This is a genomic window from Mycobacterium sp. URHD0025 (assembly GCF_000426065.1).
Lineage (GTDB): Bacteria > Actinomycetota > Actinomycetes > Mycobacteriales > Mycobacteriaceae > Mycobacterium.
In genome coordinates, this window is the sequence record NZ_AUEQ01000013.1 from 69,329 (window position 1) to 87,016 (window position 17,688).

At 67.5% G+C, this 17,688-nt stretch carries 9 protein-coding genes; 5 read left to right on the top strand and 4 right to left on the bottom strand.

Translation table 11 applies throughout. The features are described from left to right. Positions 1-29: 29 nt before the first annotated feature. Positions 30-3,566: a non-ribosomal peptide synthetase gene (locus H977_RS0120670; RefSeq protein ID WP_029109651.1), complete on the bottom strand. Its 3,537-nt coding sequence runs from the start codon at positions 3,564-3,566 to the stop codon at positions 30-32. Positions 3,567-3,660: 94 nt separating this feature from the next. Between H977_RS0120670 and H977_RS0120675 the strand changes: the two genes are divergently transcribed. The 3 genes from H977_RS0120675 (at position 3,661) to H977_RS0120685 (ending at position 7,683) form a co-directional block, all read left to right on the top strand. Continuing rightward, positions 3,661-5,310 carry a (2,3-dihydroxybenzoyl)adenylate synthase gene (locus H977_RS0120675; protein ID WP_029109652.1) on the top strand — a complete coding sequence of 550 codons (1,650 nt, stop codon included), beginning with the start codon at positions 3,661-3,663 and terminating at the stop codon, positions 5,308-5,310. 129 nt (positions 5,311-5,439) lie between these two features. Beyond that, positions 5,440-6,870 carry an FAD-dependent oxidoreductase gene (locus H977_RS33590; RefSeq protein ID WP_231396020.1) on the top strand — a complete coding sequence of 477 codons (1,431 nt, stop codon included), beginning with the start codon at positions 5,440-5,442 and terminating at the stop codon, positions 6,868-6,870. A 15-nt stretch (positions 6,871-6,885) separates the two neighbouring features. After that, positions 6,886-7,683: a maleylpyruvate isomerase N-terminal domain-containing protein gene (locus H977_RS0120685; protein WP_353588712.1), complete on the top strand. Its 798-nt coding sequence runs from the start codon at positions 6,886-6,888 to the stop codon at positions 7,681-7,683. Here the strand turns inward: H977_RS0120685 and H977_RS0120690 are convergent. The 3 genes from H977_RS0120690 to hemW form a co-directional block, all read right to left on the bottom strand. Continuing rightward, positions 7,573-12,723: a type I polyketide synthase gene (locus H977_RS0120690; protein WP_029109654.1), complete on the bottom strand. Its 5,151-nt coding sequence runs from the start codon at positions 12,721-12,723 to the stop codon at positions 7,573-7,575. The two genes, H977_RS0120685 and H977_RS0120690, sit on opposite strands and share 111 nt — an antisense overlap. 228 nt (positions 12,724-12,951) lie before the next feature. Then, a complete protein-coding gene (locus tag H977_RS0120695) occupies positions 12,952-14,349 on the bottom strand; it encodes a salicylate synthase (RefSeq protein WP_029109655.1) in 1,398 nt (465 codons plus the stop codon). Between the two features lie 162 nt (positions 14,350-14,511). Next, on the bottom strand, positions 14,512-15,684 hold the full coding sequence (gene hemW / locus H977_RS0120700; protein ID WP_029109656.1) for a radical SAM family heme chaperone HemW: 1,173 nt from the start codon (positions 15,682-15,684) through the stop codon (positions 14,512-14,514). A gap of 93 nt (positions 15,685-15,777) precedes the next feature. Here hemW and H977_RS36150 point away from each other — a divergent pair, with 93 nt between their 5' ends. Then, on the top strand, positions 15,778-15,882 hold the full coding sequence (locus H977_RS36150) for an Ms4527A family Cys-rich leader peptide (protein ID WP_353588717.1): 105 nt from the start codon (positions 15,778-15,780) through the stop codon (positions 15,880-15,882). A gap of 124 nt (positions 15,883-16,006) precedes the next feature. Continuing rightward, positions 16,007-17,683: a nitrite/sulfite reductase gene (locus H977_RS0120705; RefSeq protein ID WP_029109657.1), complete on the top strand. Its 1,677-nt coding sequence runs from the start codon at positions 16,007-16,009 to the stop codon at positions 17,681-17,683. Positions 17,684-17,688 lie beyond the last annotated feature (5 nt).

Here is a 17,688-nt window from a genome sequence, read left to right on the forward strand (position 1 = left end):
AGCCTGCCCTAACTGAAGTAACTCTAACCTTAGTTGCCGAGCGCGGGTTCTGGGGTCGTGCGTGCCAACTCGGAGGCCACATCGGCGCTGTCCATGCCTGCGACCTCGAGGTACAGCTCGGAAACGAGGGCCAGACGGTCGGACCCCGCCTCCCGGCCAGACAGCAACGCAGCCATTTCGGCGACCGTTCGGGCCGCGAACACGTCGGCGACCATGACGGTCGAGGTGTCCAGCCAGTCCCGAATCCGCGCCACCAGCTGCGTCCCCAGCACCGAGTCGCCGCCGAGGGCGAAGAAATCGTCGTCGACGCCGACGCCGGACTTCCCGAGAACGTCGCCCACGATCGAGCACAGGGCCGTTTCCAGCGGACCCGACGGCGCCCGGAAACGGCTCGCCTCAGGAGCCCCGACCGCGGTGAGCATCCGCACCACCGCGGTGCGGTCAGCCTTGCCCCGGGCATAGGGAATCTCGTCGGCGACCAGAAGGACCTGCGGGATCATGTGTGCCGGCACCATCTCGGCCATCGCCGTACGAATGGCCTGAGCGACCGATTCCGCGGCCGTGCCGCCCTGATCCGCGCGCACCACCGCACCCAGAAGATCGTGGCCACCCTGGACGGGGACCAGCACCGCGACCGCCGCATCCACACCCGGAACGCGGCACAATGCGCCCTCGACCTCACCCAGCTCGATGCTGAAGCCGCTCACCTTGATCCGGTGATCAGCCCGGCCGACGAATTCCAGCGTGCCGTCGGGCCAGGATCGCACCAGGTCCCCGGTGCGGTACCACCGGCGCCCGTCGTACTCGACGAAGCGTTCTGCGGTCAGGTCGGGACGTCCGCGGTATCCGCGGGCGATACCGCGTCCGCCGACCCAGAGTTCTCCGGGGACCCAGTCAGGGCAGTCCTCGCCCCTTGCGTCGACGACGCGGCAGCAGTTGTTCGGCAACGGCACGCCGAACGGCACCGAGGTCCAGTGCGGAGGCAACGCGTCGTCACCGAATCCGACTTCGAAGATGGTGTTGTGTGTGGCGGTCTCGGTGGCCCCGCCGAGGCCGGCGAAGCGGACCCGCGGCGCCGCGGCGCGCAGCGCCCGCACCAGGTCCGGACGCACCCAGTCGCCTCCGGTGGGCACCACCCGCAAAGACGAGAGAGGACCGCCGGCGGTATCCGATGTGCCGGCGGCGACCAGCATCTCGAGCCAGCCCGTCAGGAAGTGCAGCACGGTCACCTGGTACTCGTCGATCAGCCTGACCCAGACATCCGGGTCGCGGCGCTGTTCCTCGTCGACGACCACCATCGAGCCACCCGACCGCAGGGTCCCGTAGACGTCGATCACCGACAGGTCGCATTCCAGGTGCGACAACGCCAGGCAACGATCGGCCGGGCCGACCTCGAAATGGTCGTTGATGAACTCGATGGTGTTCATCGCCGCGTCGTGGGTGATCTCGACGCCCTTGGGCTCCCCGGTGGACCCCGAGGTGAACAACACGTAGGCCAGATCGTCCGGGGTGAGGTCTACGGGCTCGAAATGCTCTGGATCACCGATGATCTCGGCATCGGTGACGGTCAGGTGCGGCAGTTCGGGATGATCTGACCCCGAACCACAGATCAGGGCGAAGTCGACGCCACCGGTGTGCAGGATGCGCGCGGCCCGATCTGCGGGCTGGTCGACACCGACCGGCAGATATGCCGCACCGACCATCGAGATGGCCAGTAGCGCGATGACCTGCTCGACACTCTTGGGGCCCAGCACCGCGACCACCTCGCCCCGGCACACTCCGCGAGACTGCAACGCTGCGGCCACGGTCAGCACCTTGTCCCGGAGCTCGCCATAGGTGAGATCGCCTGCGCCGCAGAACACCGCGGGCGCGTCGGGGGTGGCGTCGGCATTGGCGAGGAAACCGGTGTACAGGACATCACCACTGGGTGTCGAGGCCGACGCGTTCAACTCGGCCCGCACCTGGCGCTGTTGCGCGGTGGCCGCCGGCGGATCCGCGGCATCCCAGGCCGCATCATCGGCGGCCAGTCGCCGCAGTTCGTCCAGGTGATAGGCGAACATGGCCTCGGCCACGCCGGGGCGGAACGCCTCGATCCGGACATCCCAGTTGATCATCAGGCCGTCAGCGATCGGGGTGGCCTGCGCGTCGATGAGCACCTGCGGGCCCTGCGAGATGGTCCATACCGGCGCTCCGAACTGATCGGTGACATCACCGGCGAACAGGTCGCCCAGGCCCAGCGCGCTCGTGTAGACGATGGTGGCCAGCGTCTGACTACCGCGGTGGCGACTCATGTCGCGCAGCACATCGAGCCCGGACACCGAGGAATGCGCGGCGGTGGCGTGCAGAGTCTCCTGCACGACCCTGGCCCGGGCGGTGGCGGTGTGGGCGCCCGCGAGATCGATGTCGAGCAACAGCGAGGAGGTGAAGTCACCGACCAGCTTGTCGACATCGGGGTGGTAGGGCTCCCGGCCGAACATCGGCAGGTTGAGCAGGAACCGGGACTGTGTCGACCAGTGCGCCAGTGCATTGGCGTACGACGCCCCGACCGCCATGGCCGGGGTGATCCCACGGCGGTGCGCCGCCGCAAACAATGCGTCGCGGGTAGGCACGTCGAGGATCTCCCACAGCCGGATGCTGCGATGCGGGTTGCGCTGATCGGACAGCGGAACCAGCGGCAGCGCAGGCGGATCCGGTAGATCGGGCACGCGATCAGACCACCACTGCAGATCCTGGTCCGACGGCGACGGCGCCGACGCCGTCAGCCGGGCCCGGTATTCGCGGTAGGTGTAGTCCAGTGCGGGCAGCTCGACGCCGCGGTAGAGCGCGGCCAGATCGGCCATGAAATTGCGGTAACTGATGGCATCGGCGCACTGCATGTCCATGTCGACATGCAGACGCGTGCGCCCACCCGGCAGCAGTGACAAGCTCAGCTGCAGCACCTCGTCGTGCAGCATCTGATGGGATTTGGCATCCCTGGTGATCTCCAGCTGTGCTTGCGCCGCAGGCTCATCCAGGTCGCGCAGATCGTAGACGGTGACCGGCAACGGGCGGTCACCGATCCGCTGGGTACCGTCCGGCAGGATCTCGACGCGCAGCATCGGGTGGCGCGCAGCCAGTTTCGCCGCCGCTGCCTGCAGCCGCTGCGGGTCGACACCGCTCCCGTCGAATTCCACGTAGAGATGCGCGCCGACGCCGCCGAGCTGCTGGTCCTGGTTGCGGCCCACCCAGAAGGCGTGCTGGATCGGTGCCAGCGGGAAGGGTTCGCCATCGTCACCGGCGTCACCGGCGCCGCCCGAATCGGGAACGGGGTCCGCGGCCGAGGTGTCCGGAATGTGTTCGGCCACCAGGTCGATCCAGGCCGAAACGGTGGGATTGGCTGCCAGAGCGGCGAATCCGACGTTGATGCCCTGCTTACGCCAGCGGCCCGACAGCGACATCATCCGGATCGAGTCGAGCCCGGATGCGATCAGATCGGCGTCGGGATCGACATCGTCAGGGCTGACCCCCAGAAGTTCGGCGACCTCGTCGCGGACCGTCTGGGAACTCGTCGCCACCACGCTCACCATCCTCCAAACAATTAGTAAAGGCTGCCCTAACTTAGTGGAGGTTACCCTATATTCGATCTGCCGACACACTTACCCGAGGGGAGCCAGAACACCGATGACCACCGGTTTTGACCGCGAACTGGACGAACTGGCAAATGGATTCACGCCATTCCCCGAGGACCGCGCCGAGGTCTACCGCCAGGCTGGGTATTGGCAGGGCAAACCGCTGGACAGCATCTTGCGCGAGGCCGCGCAGCGCTGGCCGGACAAGCCGGCCGTCGTGGACGCCACCGGTGGCCACACCTTCGCCGAACTGGACGCGCTGGCCGACCGCATCGGCGCAGCACTCGCCGACCGCGGAATCAAACCAGGCGACCGCATCCTGGTCCAGCTGCCCAATACGCGTGAATTCGCCGTGGCCGCTTTCGGTTTGCTTCGCGCCGGGGCGGTCCCGGTGCTGTGCCTGCCCGGCCACCGCGCAGCCGAGCTGGGTCACTTCGCCGAGGTCAGCGGTGCCGTCGGACTCGTGATCCCCGACATCATCGCCGGATTCGACCATCGCGATCTGGCCGCCCAGATCGTCGCCGAACACCCACGGTTGCGCCACGTCCTCGTCGATGGCAACCCGGGCGGCTTCCAATCCTGGTCAGCCCTCAAAGAATTCGAGAATGCCGGCCCGCCGAACGTCGCCGTCGACACGAGCGGCCCGGCCGTTCTACTGGTGTCCGGTGGCACCACCGGGCTGCCCAAGCTCATTCCCCGCACTCACGACGACTACCTCTACAACGCCGCGGCGTGCGCACAAGCGTGCGAAATGGTGCACGACGACGTGTATCTGGCGGTACTGCCCGCCGGGCACAACTTTCCCCTCGCCTGCCCGGGCCTGCTCGGATCGATGACCATCGGCGCGACCACCGTCTACACCGACGATCCCAGTCCGGAATCGGCCTTCGCACTGATCAACGCCCACGGCGTCACCGTGACCGGACTCGTCAACGCCCTGGCCAAGCTGTGGACGCAAGCCTGCGACTGGGAACCGGAGCTGCCCACGTCGCTACGCGTGGTCCAGGTCGGAGGGTCACGGATGTCCCCGGATGAGGCCCGATTCATCCGTGAGGGGCTGAGTTCCGGACTGCAACAGATCTTCGGAATGGCCGAGGGGATGCTGAATTTCACCCGGCCCGGCGACCCGGTGGATGTGGTGGAGAACACCCAGGGCCGGCCGATGTCCCCGCACGACGAGATGCGGGTGGTCGATGAAGATGGTCAGGAGGTCGCGCCAGGACAGGAGGGTGAACTGCTGGTGCGGGGGCCCTACACCCTCAACGGCTACTACCGGGCCGAGGAGGCCAACGCCAGGTCGTTCAGCCCGGACGGTTTTTACCGCACCGGTGACCGGGTCCGGATCTTCACAGACGGCCCGCGGGCGGGTTACGTCGAGGTGACGGGGCGGATCAAAGATGTCATCCACCGTGGTGGCGAGACGGTGTCGGCCACCGACCTCGAGGATCACCTGCTGGCCCACCCATCGGTCTACGCGGCTGCCGCGGTCGCACTACCCGATGACTACCTCGGCGAGAAGATCTGCGCTGCGGTGGTTTTCAAAGGCGCACCGATCACCCTGGTCCAGCTCAACGAGTTCCTCGACCAACGTGGCGCGTCGGCCCATGCCAGGCCCGACGTGCTGGTCCCGATGCCGACCTTGCCGGCCACCGCAGTGGGCAAGGTCGACAAGAAGAAGGTGATCGCCGCGATCACCGGGTGAGGTCCCGTCCACCCGGACAGAATCTTATCGTTTCCATAATTTTCCCTTACTTTTCTTAGAGTTGATGTAGGCTCGGTTCTCGTACGAGGCGCCGATGTCGCGTCTGCGCTCGGAACGGAGGGGACCGTGATGGCCGAATCGGGTTCACAGGCCGTGGTTTTGGGGGCGGGCATCGCCGGCCTCTTGACCGCTCGGGTGCTGTCGGAGTTCTACGGCTCGGTGACGCTGGTCGAGCGGGATACGTTGGCCGATGGTCCGGGCCAGCGCAGAGGGGTGCCTCAGGGGCGCCATCTCCACAACTTCCTCAGCCGCGGCACCCAGGTGCTCGGGGAACTGTTCCCTGGACTCTTGACGGAGCTTGCCACAGCCGGGGCCGTCGTCGACGACGGCGATGACCTGTCGCGCATCTACGTCCACGCCATGGGCTACGAGCTCAGGCCCACAGGACGGTTGGCCGATCCGGGGCCACTGGCGGCATATCAGGGCAGCCGCCCGTTCATGGAGTTTCACATTCGCCGGCGCGTGGCCGCGCTGGGCAATGTCGTGATCCTCGACAACCATGACGTGATCGAGCCCATGATCGCCGGCAATATCGTCAGCGGTGCACGAATCATCAACCGCGACAGCGGCATCGCTACTGTGCTGGACGCGGACGTTGTGGTCGACGCGACCGGACGTGCCTCGCGCAGCAGTCAATTTCTGCAGAGTTGCGGTTTCGGCGTGCCACCCGAGATCCGGTCGCCTTCGGTCGGCGGCTACTCCAGCCAGTTGATGCACATCCCACCCGGACGTATCACCGAGCGGATGGCCTTCGTCAACCGGGGCAGCACGCTGCCCGGATTACTGCTGGTGGCCTACGAACGCGACACCTGGATGCTGGCCATCACGTGTCCGGACGAGTATGGCACCCTCGCAACCGGTTTCACCGAGATGCTGGAAGCAGCCGAGCAGCTGCTGCCCCCCAATATCATGACCGGACTCCGCGACGCGACGCCCGTCGGGCAGGTCTCGATTTCCCGCAGCACCGCCGCCACCTGGCGGCGCTATGACCGCATGCCGCACCTGCCCGAGGGCCTGGTGGTGGTCGGCGACGCCCTGTGCAATCTCAATCCCCTGCACGGACAAGGCATGACGATGGCCGCTCTGCAAGCACTCGCACTCCGGGACTGCCTGCGCACCGGCCACACCGATCTTCCTCGACGGTTCTACTGGCTGGCCGCCGAACAGATCGAGCCGGTATGGGCGGCCAATCGGGCCAATGATCGCGCTTCATCCGCCGGTGCCCCGCGCAGTGCACGTAATCGGTTGCGCAGCCGGGTCCAACACGCGGCGCTGCACGCCGCCACCAACGACATATTCGTGGCCGAACGCCTGTTTCGCGTCCGCGGCATGATCGATCCGCCCGCACATCTGCAGGACCCGGCCCTGCTCCTACGGATCCTGCTCGCCAATGTCCGCCATCCACGCCAGAAGTCACCCCCCGCAGTGAGCCGATCGCGCATCGCTTGTTCCGCGAAGAAGATGCTGAACGTGCTGGTTCCACGACGAGCCCACCGATGAGACGGGACACCCAAGATGTTGGAATCGACGTATCGCGCGGCCCGTGGTCGAGTGAGCGAACTGGCCACCGCACTCAGCGACGAACAACGTCGGACGCTCGTACCCGCGACCCCGCGTTGGACAGTGCACGAGTTGTTGGCACATCTGGTCGGAGTGGCTGCCGACGCCGCCGCCGGGCGGCTGGACGGAGTCACGAGCGACCGGTGGACAGCGCGCCATGTCGCGGAACGACGGCACAACTCAATTGACGAGCTTCTCGCCGAATGGCATCGAGTCGGCCCGACAGCGGGCGCCGGCCTCACGGACGACCAGATTCTAGGACCCAATCTGGCGGCGGACGCGATCTGCCACGAGGGGGATCTGCGTGAAGCGCTCGGACTGTCACCTGTGGACCGCCAGCACTGGCAACCGTTCCTGGAGGCGTTGATGCTGTACCTCGGCAGGCGACTGCGGCACACCACAACCCTGCTGGTTCACGACGAGCGCGGACAGCAATGGAGTTGCGGTTCAGGCCGGCCGATCACGCGGTTGCACACCGACGGCTATGAATTGCTCCGGGCCAGCTTCAGCCGCCGCTCCCGGCGCCAGATCGCCGCATGGAAATGGACTCCGGCTCCCTGCGAGCAGATGGTCGACTGCTTTGGGCTCTTCGGCCCACGCAACGACGACCAGCCGATTCCACCGTCCGTTCCAAATCCCCGACTAGCCTCCGGCTCGAACCTCACGCTCCTCCGCGGGCGCCAGCAGCTCGATGATCCTGGCCGTCACGGCCGCGGCGGTGGGATGCTCCCACAGCAGGGTCGGCGGCAATGACAGCCCGGTCTGCTTTTCGAGCTGACGACGCAGCCGCACCGTCATGATCGAATCGACGCCCAGCTCCACCAATGGCAGGTCCACGTTCACATCCGCCTCTGCGAGCCCCAATTGGCTTGCCACCGCGGTCAACACGTGGGCTGCAAGCTGTTCGGGGTCGAACTCCCCTGCGGCTGGATCGGCGATATCGTCGGGTTCCTCCTCGGGTGCCACATCCGCCAGGATGGGCACCGCCGCAGCCGCGGGCAGGACCGGAAGGACCACGACATTGGCCGTGTCCTCACGCATCGCCAGGTCCAACGCGCGCATCGCGTCGTCGGCTCCCACCGTGCCCATGCCGAGCGCATCGAGCTGGGCCGCCACGAACTCCGATGTCGAGCCCATCCCCAGACCGCGCCATGCGGTCCACGCGACGGCTGTCGTGCGGTCGCCGAGGCTGCGCCGGTGCCGGGCCATGCCGTCCAGGAACGAATTGGCGCAGCCATAGGCACCCTGGCCCGGGAAACCTGCCAGGTAACCACATGAGGAGAACAGCACCATCCAGTCGAGCTGGGCAGGCGGGAACACCTCGTGCAACGCAAGGGTCCCCTGCACCTTCGGATGCATCGCGGTGGCGAACTCGTCGGATGTCGTATTCATCAGCAGCGCACCGGCTTCCACGCCGGCAGCGTGGATGACGCCGCGCACCGGCGGCAGCGGACGCAACACGTCTCGCAGCGCGTCGGCCGATCCGGCTGCTCCGAGGTCTACTGCGGCGACGGTGACCGACACTCCGCGTTCCTCGAGTGCGGTGATCGCACGCACCGCCGCCGACTGTGTGCGGTCGGCCCAGGCCGACCGGTCCCCCAGGCCCGAGCGTGACAGCAGCACCAGGCGGCGGGCCCCCAGATCGGCCAGTCGCTGGGCCATCAGCAGACCGAGAACACCGGTGCCACCGGTGATCAGATAGGTGCCGCCCGGCGCACACTGCATCGGGCTCGCCTGCGCGGCGCCCGTCCCGGACGCGGAAAGGCGGGCGGCCAGGGCCACCCCCTCCCGGACCACCAGCACACCGTGCCCGTCCGTCGATCCCAGCGCCGCCAGCGGCAGGTGTCCGTCGGCCACGTCGACGACACCGCCCCACAGCTGTGGATGTTCGGCCGCGGCGACGCGGCCCAGCCCCCACAGCGGTGCGTGGGTCACGTTGGCTCCCTCATGGACGCCGACGGTGAGGGCCCACAGCCGCGCCGACAGACCCACGCGCTGCTGCAGGGCCAACGTCCTGGTCACCATGTCCACGGCGGCACCGGGCGAGTCATCGTCGCGCGGTAGCACCAGCACGACCGCATTTTCGCCGAGTTCGCTTGGCAGAGAGCCCAAATCGATGATCGATTCCAGCTCCGCCGGGTCTTCCACCGCCACGTACGGCACCGCGGCTGCGGTCAGATCGTCAACCGCGGCTTCCAGCCGGTCGACGTCACCGCCCACCAGTACCACTCCGCTGAGTGGCCGCTCACCACGAGCCGACACGCGATGCCACGACACCCGGTGCACGATGCGGCGGACATCCGTCGCCGACGACTCGCGGCCCGGATTCTCCAGCTCCTCGAAGGCCATTCCCTCGATGGACAACAGCACCGTTCCGGACTCATCGGTGATCGCGACATCGGTGGTGGTGGTACCCGGCCTGCGCCGCACCGACAGCGTCGCCGTCGCCGGCGGCGCGGCGTGTACCTGCACCCGTTCGATCCGGGCGGGCATCCGCAGTCGCGGCGGTCCGTCGAAGCTCGTCGAGGCGGCCGAGGTGGCCGCGTCCATCAGCGATGCCCAGGTGCTCGGCTGCGTGCCGTCGGGCTCGGAGGTGACCCGGGCCAGCAGTTCGCCTTCACCGCGGCGCAGATCCTTGATGTCCCAACCGAATCCCATGGCAGCGACGCCGAGCTCGGCCAGGGTGTCGATCACCTGGCGTGGTGCCAGCAACTCGGTGCAGCGGGCGCGGGCCGCATCGAGGTCGACACCGGCGACCTCCGCGCGGACCGGATCCACCACCGCACTGCTGTGCGTCAGCCATCCGCCGTCCTGATCTTCGGCAGCGTCGGCCAGCCGCGAGGCCAGGGTCAACTCGCGGTCGGTGAGCACCACCTGCAGATCACGGGCGCGCGCCGGCGCCACGGGCGTGCGCAGCAGCACGTCTTTCAGTGCGGCGCCCGCGCCGGAAGCCGCCAGGAACGTATTCAACAGCACTGCGGCAGGCACGATCTCGGTTCCCTGGACCGGATGGTCACCGGGATAGGGCCGGGTGTCGAAGTCGAGCCGGGTCTGCCACATGCGAGTGGCAACGGCCCCCGCCACGTCGGTACGTCCCCCGAGCAGCGTGTGGCCGGTGGCGTCGTGCACCGCACGCCCACCGGGAGCGGCGGTGGGCACCCGCCAGAAGTGACGGTGCTGCCACTGGGTGACAGGGAGGTCGGCGGCCCACGGATCAGCCTGGCCGACACCGTGATCGATCTCGGCACCGTGGCAGTACAGCGAGGCGATCGCGGCCATGACGGCCGGAGACTCGGGCGCGTCGCGACGCAGCAGCGGTACCACCGCATGGTCGTCCATACCCAGGTGCAGCAGCGTCTCGACGATCGAGTGGGACACCACGGGATGTGCGGATATTTCGAGAAACAACCGGTGTCCGTCCTCGGCTGCCGCTGTGACGGCCTCGGCGAACCGGACCTGCCCTCGCAGGTTACGTACCCAGTAGTCGGCGTCACGCGGTGCCGTGGAGCGCGCGTCGGCCAATGCCGTGGTGTACAGCGGGATCTCGGCGTCCCGCGGCGGCTCGAGCCGGGCAACGCTGTCGGCCAGGGCACCGGTCAGATCGTCCATCGCGGGGCTGTGGAATGCCACGTCGGTGTTCACCCGGCGCACCACAATGCCTTGTCCCGACCAGGATTCGCAGACCTGCTCCACCGCGTCGGTCAGGCCCGATATGACACACGATTCAGCCGAGGCGCTGATGGCCGCCACCACGTCGGTGCGTCCGGCGAGCCGCTGCTGCGCCTCGGCGAACGGCAGCCGGACCAGAGCCATCGCACCGCAACCCATCACGGCCCGGAACCCGCGGGCCCGGTAGCACGCCACGGCGGCACCCTGGCGCAGCTCGAACACGCCGGAAACCACACAGGCCGCGACCTCGCCGACCGAGTGCCCGATCACCGCGGCCGGACGCACTCCCCGCTCGCGCAGTACCGCGGCCAGACCGACCTGCATCGCGAAGGTCAGCGCCTGGATCCGATCGGTGCCGCCCAACTCGCCGCTGCTCAACGCGTCGCGCGCGGAGAACCCGAGCTCACGCCCGAAGACCTCGTCGACCTCGTCGATGACGCGGGCGAAAGCTGGTTCGGCCGTGAGCAACTCACGGCCCATGCCGGTCCAGTGCGAGCCATGTCCGGAGAACACCCACACGGCATCCCGCGCCTGGCCGCCGGGAAGTTCTCCGGTGACCAGACCGCCGCCGGACTCACCGCGCGACAGTGCGTCGAGGCCGGCGATCAGTTCATGCCGATGCTCTGCGACGACCGCGGCCCGGACCGGTTCGTGCGTACGCCGAGCCCACAATGTGGCGGCCACCGGCGCCACGTCCTGATGGCCCACGCGCAGGTGATCGGCCAGCGCTTCGGCCTGGCGGGCCAGTCGCCGCCCGGACCGCGCCGAGAGTGGCACGATCACCGGACCGCGCTTCTGTGACGTCGGGACATGTTGCGCCGGAGCCTCTTCCAGAAGAATATGCGCGATCGTGCCGCCGTAGCCGTAGCTGCACACCGCGGCCCGGCGCGGGGTGTCGCCACGCACCCAGGGTTCGACCTCGGTGGGCACCCGAAGCCCACTGTTGGCCCAGTCCACGGCCGCGGTGAGCTGGCACAGCCCGGCGGTGGGCGGGATCGCCTCATGATGCAGCGCCAGCACCGTCTTGATCAGTCCCATCACGCCGGCCCCGCCCTCCAGGTGGCCGATGTTGGGTTTGACCGAACCGATACGGCATCGGTCCTGATCAGCGCGCCCGGCGCCGTACACCTCGGCCAGCGCGCCGACCTCCGTGGGATCGCCTGTGGGAGTTCCGGTTCCGTGCGCCTCGATATAGCCGACGCCGGCTGGTTCGACTCCCGACATCGCGCATGCGCGGCGGAACATGTCCGCCTGCGCGGCGCCGTTGGGCGACATGATGCCCACCGTGCGCCCGTCCTGCGCGGTCGCACCACCACGCACGACCGCCAGGACGCGGTCGCCGTCGCGTTCTGCGTCGGCCAGCCGTTTGAGCACGACGACTCCGGCTCCCTCACCGCGGCCGTAGCCGTCGGCGGCGGCATCGAAGGTCTTGCAGCGGCCGTCGGGGGCTGTGGCTCCGGCCTCGTCGAGCACGCGGGTCAGGCCCGGTCCGATCAGCGCGCTGACGCCCCCGGCCAGGGCCAGCGATGTCTCGCCGGCACGCAGCATCTGACAGGCCTGATGCACCGCGACCAATGAGGCCGCACACGCGGCGTCCAGGGCGACGCTCGGACCGCGAAGATCGAGCAGATGCGAGACCCGGTTGGCGATTCCGCACAGTGACGTGCCGATACCGGTCCACGCGTCGATGCCGGGCAGGTCCTCCATGATCAACTTGCCGTAATCATCAGAGTTGACGCCCATCAGCACGGCGGTGTCGCTACCGGCGAGCGCCCTCGGCGAAACCCCGGCGTGTTCGAGCGCCTCCCAACTGACCTCCAGCGCCAACCGCTGCTGAGGGTCCATCACCTCAGCCTCGCGCGGTGAGACGCCGAAGAACTCGGCGTCGAATCCGGGCAGATCGTCGAGGAAGGTGCCGAGCCGGGTCACCTCGCGCAGGACAGCCGCATTGCGCGGATCACGCCGCAGGTAGGGCTCCCAACGCTCCTCGGGCACCTCGGTGACGTGGCTACGGCCCTCGATGAGGAAATTCCAGAAGTCCGTCGGCGTCGCGACGTTGCCCGCGACGCGGCAGCCGATGCCGATCACGGCGATGGGCTCGGGTGTCGCGGCGCCGGATGCCATGTCAGCAGGCGTCCCATCGGACGAAGTCTGGATAGGCTTGCCTAAATATGCTGCCGACATGCGGACAATACTGGCACACGGCCCGAGGAATCAGGGGTTTTACCCCGCACCAAGCTGTGAACTGGCTGGGAAGCCCCACCAGGGGTGATGACCAGCAGTTTTACTGGCGGAGCTCACTACTCGGCCACCGCTGCCGCCATCTCACCCGGCCCATGTCGGCGTGTTAACTCACTCACATGTCGGCACGGGCTCCTCTGCGGCGACGAGGTAGGGCGACAACGTGCCGAGCTTCTCGCACGTCTCCTCGAACTCACGGTCCGGCGTGGACTCCGCGATGATCCCGGCACCCGCCCGCAGCCAGGTGCGCCCGCCGTCCTCATACGCCGCACGTAGCGCGAGCGCCGCGTCGAGGGAACCGTCGCGCGAGAACATCGCCACCGCGCCCGAGTAGAGACCGCGCGGCAGTTCATCGTGCCGCAGGATCGCTTCGACACCCTCGGCCTTGGGAATTCCCGATGCCGTCACCGCCGGGAAGAGAGCTTCCAATGCGTCCATACGGTCCATCGACGGGTCGAGACGCGCGCCGACCGTCGACCCGAGGTGCTGCACGCTTCCACGCTCCCGGACCGTCATGAAGTCGGTTACCCTCGCCGTGCCGGGTTCCGCCACTTCGGCGATCTCCTTGAGCGAACTGCGCACCGATATCGCGTGTTCGACGATTTCCTTGGAATTGGACTCGAGATCTTCGCGCGCCGCCTGATCGTTGGCGGCGCCGCGCCCGAAGGCCCGCGTTCCGGCCAGTGGCTCGGTTACCACCAAGCCGTCCCGGTGCACTGCGGCGACGAGCTCGGGACTGTAGCCGAGCGCACGAAGAGGGCCGAGCCGCAACAGGAATGAGCGGGCCGGGTTGTTGTGCCTGCGACCCAGCCGGTACGTCGACGGGAAATCCAGCCGAAACGGTACGTCGAATCGCCGCGAGAGGATGACCTTCTGATATCGCCCACTGGTGATCTCATCGATGGCGGACGCCACGCGGTCTCGGTAGGCACTGTCGTCGTGCCGGATGTCGACGACGCTGGGAGTGCGCGTGGGCCGGACGCCTTCGGCGATCAGCCGCCGCACGACCTCCTGGTGGCTCTCGTCGCCGCACCGCACGGTGACCCGTTCAGCGGTGACCTCGATGTGCGTCCGCGGGCTGAACACCCGGGCCAGCGGGGTCTTCGGCGGCAACCGGTCTCCGAGGCCGAACTTGAACGCACCGAATTCGAATGCGACCCAACCGAATGCGGTTTCCGCGCGGGTTTCGGAATCGGCGAGCATCTGATCGACGGCTGCGCCGAGCGCCACACTGGGCCTTCCGGTCCACGAGCGGCTTTCCACCACGGCATTTTCCCTGGTTAGCCGCAGTTCATCGCTGTCCAACTCAACACCGAACTGTGCTCCGAAAGCCAGGATCCACCGGTTCCCCCGCTCGTAGACCACATAGTCCCCGCCTTCGGCTTCGGACAGGGCACGGGCGATCTCGGCGACCACATCGGCCGGGCCGATCGCGTCACCCGCCGGCAGCTCGAACGAGGCGAGAGCGGCCGAAGCGGTGCAGTCAGCTTGGGCATTACTTGTCCGCATTCGCCGAAGCGTAGCCTCGCGTCTTCCATTGCACAGACCTACGTATTTGCTACGTATCTACTACGAAGTCAACAACTTCCGCATCGGTGGCACCGATCACAAGATCACCGTGCACACAGTTGCCTCAAAGATCACTCATAGGAATACCCCCGGGGGGTCGCCCTACCCGAGAAGGTCTCGGACGACCGCGTCGGCGAGCAGCCGGCCGCGGTCGGTCAACACCAGGGCACCTGAATTCGCTTCGAGAAGCCCTTCCCGACAAAGTTTGTCAGCCTGCGCCAGTTCGCCTGCGTCCAGCAGAGCCGTCGGGAGGCCATCACGCACCCGGACCCGCAACATCACTTCCTCGACGTGCCGGTCGCGCGCATCCAGCTCCTCGAAACCGGCGATAGGCAGCCGGTTTTCGCCCAACGCCTGCGCATAGGCATTGGGGTGCTTGACGTTCCACCACCGGGTGGTGCCCAGGAAGCCGTGCGCTCCCGGCCCGGCACCCCACCATTCGCCGCCGTCCCAGTAGCCGAGGTTGTGCCGGCACTCGCCGCCCTCGGTGCTCCAGTTGGACACCTCGTACCAGTGCAGACCGGCCGCCGACAACCGACTGTCGAGCAGCTCGTAACGCTGTGCCAGGACATCGTCGTCGGGCCGGGCGATCTCACCGCGGCGCACCCGGCGGGCCAGTGCGGTGCCGTCTTCGACGATCAGCGAGTACGCCGACACGTGGTCGACCTCGGCACCCACCGCGACATCGATCGACCGCCGCAGATCGTCGTCGCTCTCCCCCGGCGTGCCGTAGATGAGGTCGATGTTGACGTGCTCGAACCCGGCGGCCCGGGCCTCCAGGGCCGCCGCCGGCGCGCGGCCCGGTGAGTGCGTGCGGTCCAGCACCGCCAGCACCTGCGGCGCGGCCGACTGCATGCCCAGGGATATCCGCGTGTAACCGGCCTCACGAAGCGTCGCGAACATCTCCGGTGAGGTGGATTCCGGATTGGCCTCGGTGGTCACCTCGGCATCGTTCGCCAGGTCGAAGTTCTCCCGGACCGCCCCCAATACCGCGGCCAGGCCTGCACCGCCGAGCAGCGAGGGTGTGCCGCCGCCCACGAAGACCGTGTCCACCGGCACGGAACCGACGGTGGCCGCGGCCAGGCGCAGTTCGATGCGCAACGCGGCCAGCCAGCCGTCCGGGCTGGCTCCCCCCAGCTCGGACGCCGTATAGGTATTGAAGTCGCAGTATCCGCACCGGGTGGCGCAGAACGGGACGTGGATGTAGATGCCGAACGCGCGTCCCGGCACGTGTGCCAACTGGGGTTGGCCGGCGAGCTCGGTGCGCATGGTCATCATTTGATTTTCCCAGACTGTCCAGCGACGACTTTTGCTCACCCTGAGCGCAAATATGGCCCGGTTAGGGCAGGTGACGACAATCGTGGCACAATGGCGGGCGTGACTGCCGCCCACAACAGCACCACCCGCATTCAGCTGGTGGCTCGTCGGCATGTCGATTTCAAGCGCGTATGTAGCTGTTGCTGTCTGCCTTAATCATGCGTTGATTTCGGAGCCCGCCCGCCCAATACATTCAGCTGGCCGCCGGATCTGCGCCGCCGGACAGCCCCACCGGCGATAAGCGCATTCCAGCGGTCGGTTCCATAAGAGGAGCCAAGTCATGACCGAGGTTCAAGCCCAGCCACGACCCGCGAAGACTCGCGATGAGGGTCAGTGGGCGCTGGGTAGCCGCGATCCACTGAACCCCAACGAGGTGTTCAAACAGGCGGATGACGCCCTCAACGTCCGCGCCCGCATCCTCGATGTCTACTCCAAGCAGGGCTTCGACAGCATCGACAAGACCGACCTGCGGGGCCGGATGCGCTGGATGGGCCTTTACACCCAGCGTGAGCAGGGCTATGACGGCACCTTCACCGGTGACGACAACGCCGAACTGTTGGAGGCCCCGTACTTCATGATGCGGGTGCGCTCCGACGGCGGTGCGCTGACCGCGAAGTCGCTGCGCACCCTGGGTGAGATCTCGATCGAGTTCGCCCGCGACACCGCCGACATCACCGACCGGGAGAACATTCAGTACCACTGGATCCGTATCGAGGATGTGCCGGAGATCTGGCGCCGGCTCGAAGAGGTCGGTCTACAGACCACCGAGGCCTGCGGCGACTGCCCCCGCGTTGTCCTGGGCTCGCCGCTCGCCGGTGAATCCCTCGACGAGGTGATCGACCCGACGCCCGCGCTGGAAGAGATCGTCCGCCGCTACATCGGCAACCCGCTGCTGTCGAACCTGCCGCGCAAGTTCAAGACCGCGATCTCGGGCCTGCAGGACGTCGCACACGAGATCAACGACGTGGCGTTCATCGGGGTCAACCACCCTGAGCACGGCCCCGGCCTCGACGTGTGGGTCGGAGGTGGCCTGTCCACCAACCCGATGCTGGCCCAACGACTGGGCGTCTGGGTGCCGTTGGACGAGGTGCCCGACGTCTGGGAGGGCGTCACCTCGATCTTCCGCGACTACGGCTACCGCCGTCTGCGCAACAAGGCCCGGCTGAAGTTCCTGGTCAAGGATTGGGGCCCGCAGAAGTTCCGCGAGGTGTTGGAGACCGAGTACCTCAAGCGCAAGCTGATCGACGGGCCCGCGCCCGAGCAGGTGCCCCACAACATCGACCATGTCGGCGTACAGAAGCTCAAGAACGGCCTCAACGCCGTCGGCGTCGCCCCGATCGCCGGCCGGGTGTCCGGCACCATCCTGACCAAGGTCGCCGATCTGGCCGAGGCTGCCGGGTCCGACCGAATCCGGTTGACGCCGTACCAGAAGCTGATCGTGCTCGACGTGCCTGACGACAAGCTGGCCGGACTGCGCGCCGGCCTCGATGCGCTGGGACTGTCCTCGACCCCGTCGCGCTGGCGGCAGAACGTGATGGCCTGCACCGGCATCGAGTACTGCAAGCTGTCCTTCGCCGAGACCCGGGTCCGGGCGCAGAGTCTGGTACCCGATCTGGAGGAGCGCCTCGCCGACCTGAACTCGACGCTGGACGTGCCGGTGACCGTCAACCTCAACGGCTGCCCGAACTCGTGCGCCCGCATCCAGATCGCCGATATCGGCTTCAAGGGGCAGATGATCGACGATGGTAACGGCCCCGAGGAGGGCTTCCAGGTCCATCTGGGCGGCAGCCTCGGCCTGGACAGCGGATTCGGCCGCAAGCTGCGCCAGCACAAGGTGCTGTCGACCGAGCTCGGTGACTACGTCGAGCGGGTCGTTCGCAATTTCGTGAAACAACGTGAGGGCAACGAGCGTTTCGCCCAGTGGGCCGTAAGGGCCGACGAGGCGGATTTGAGGTGAGTGGC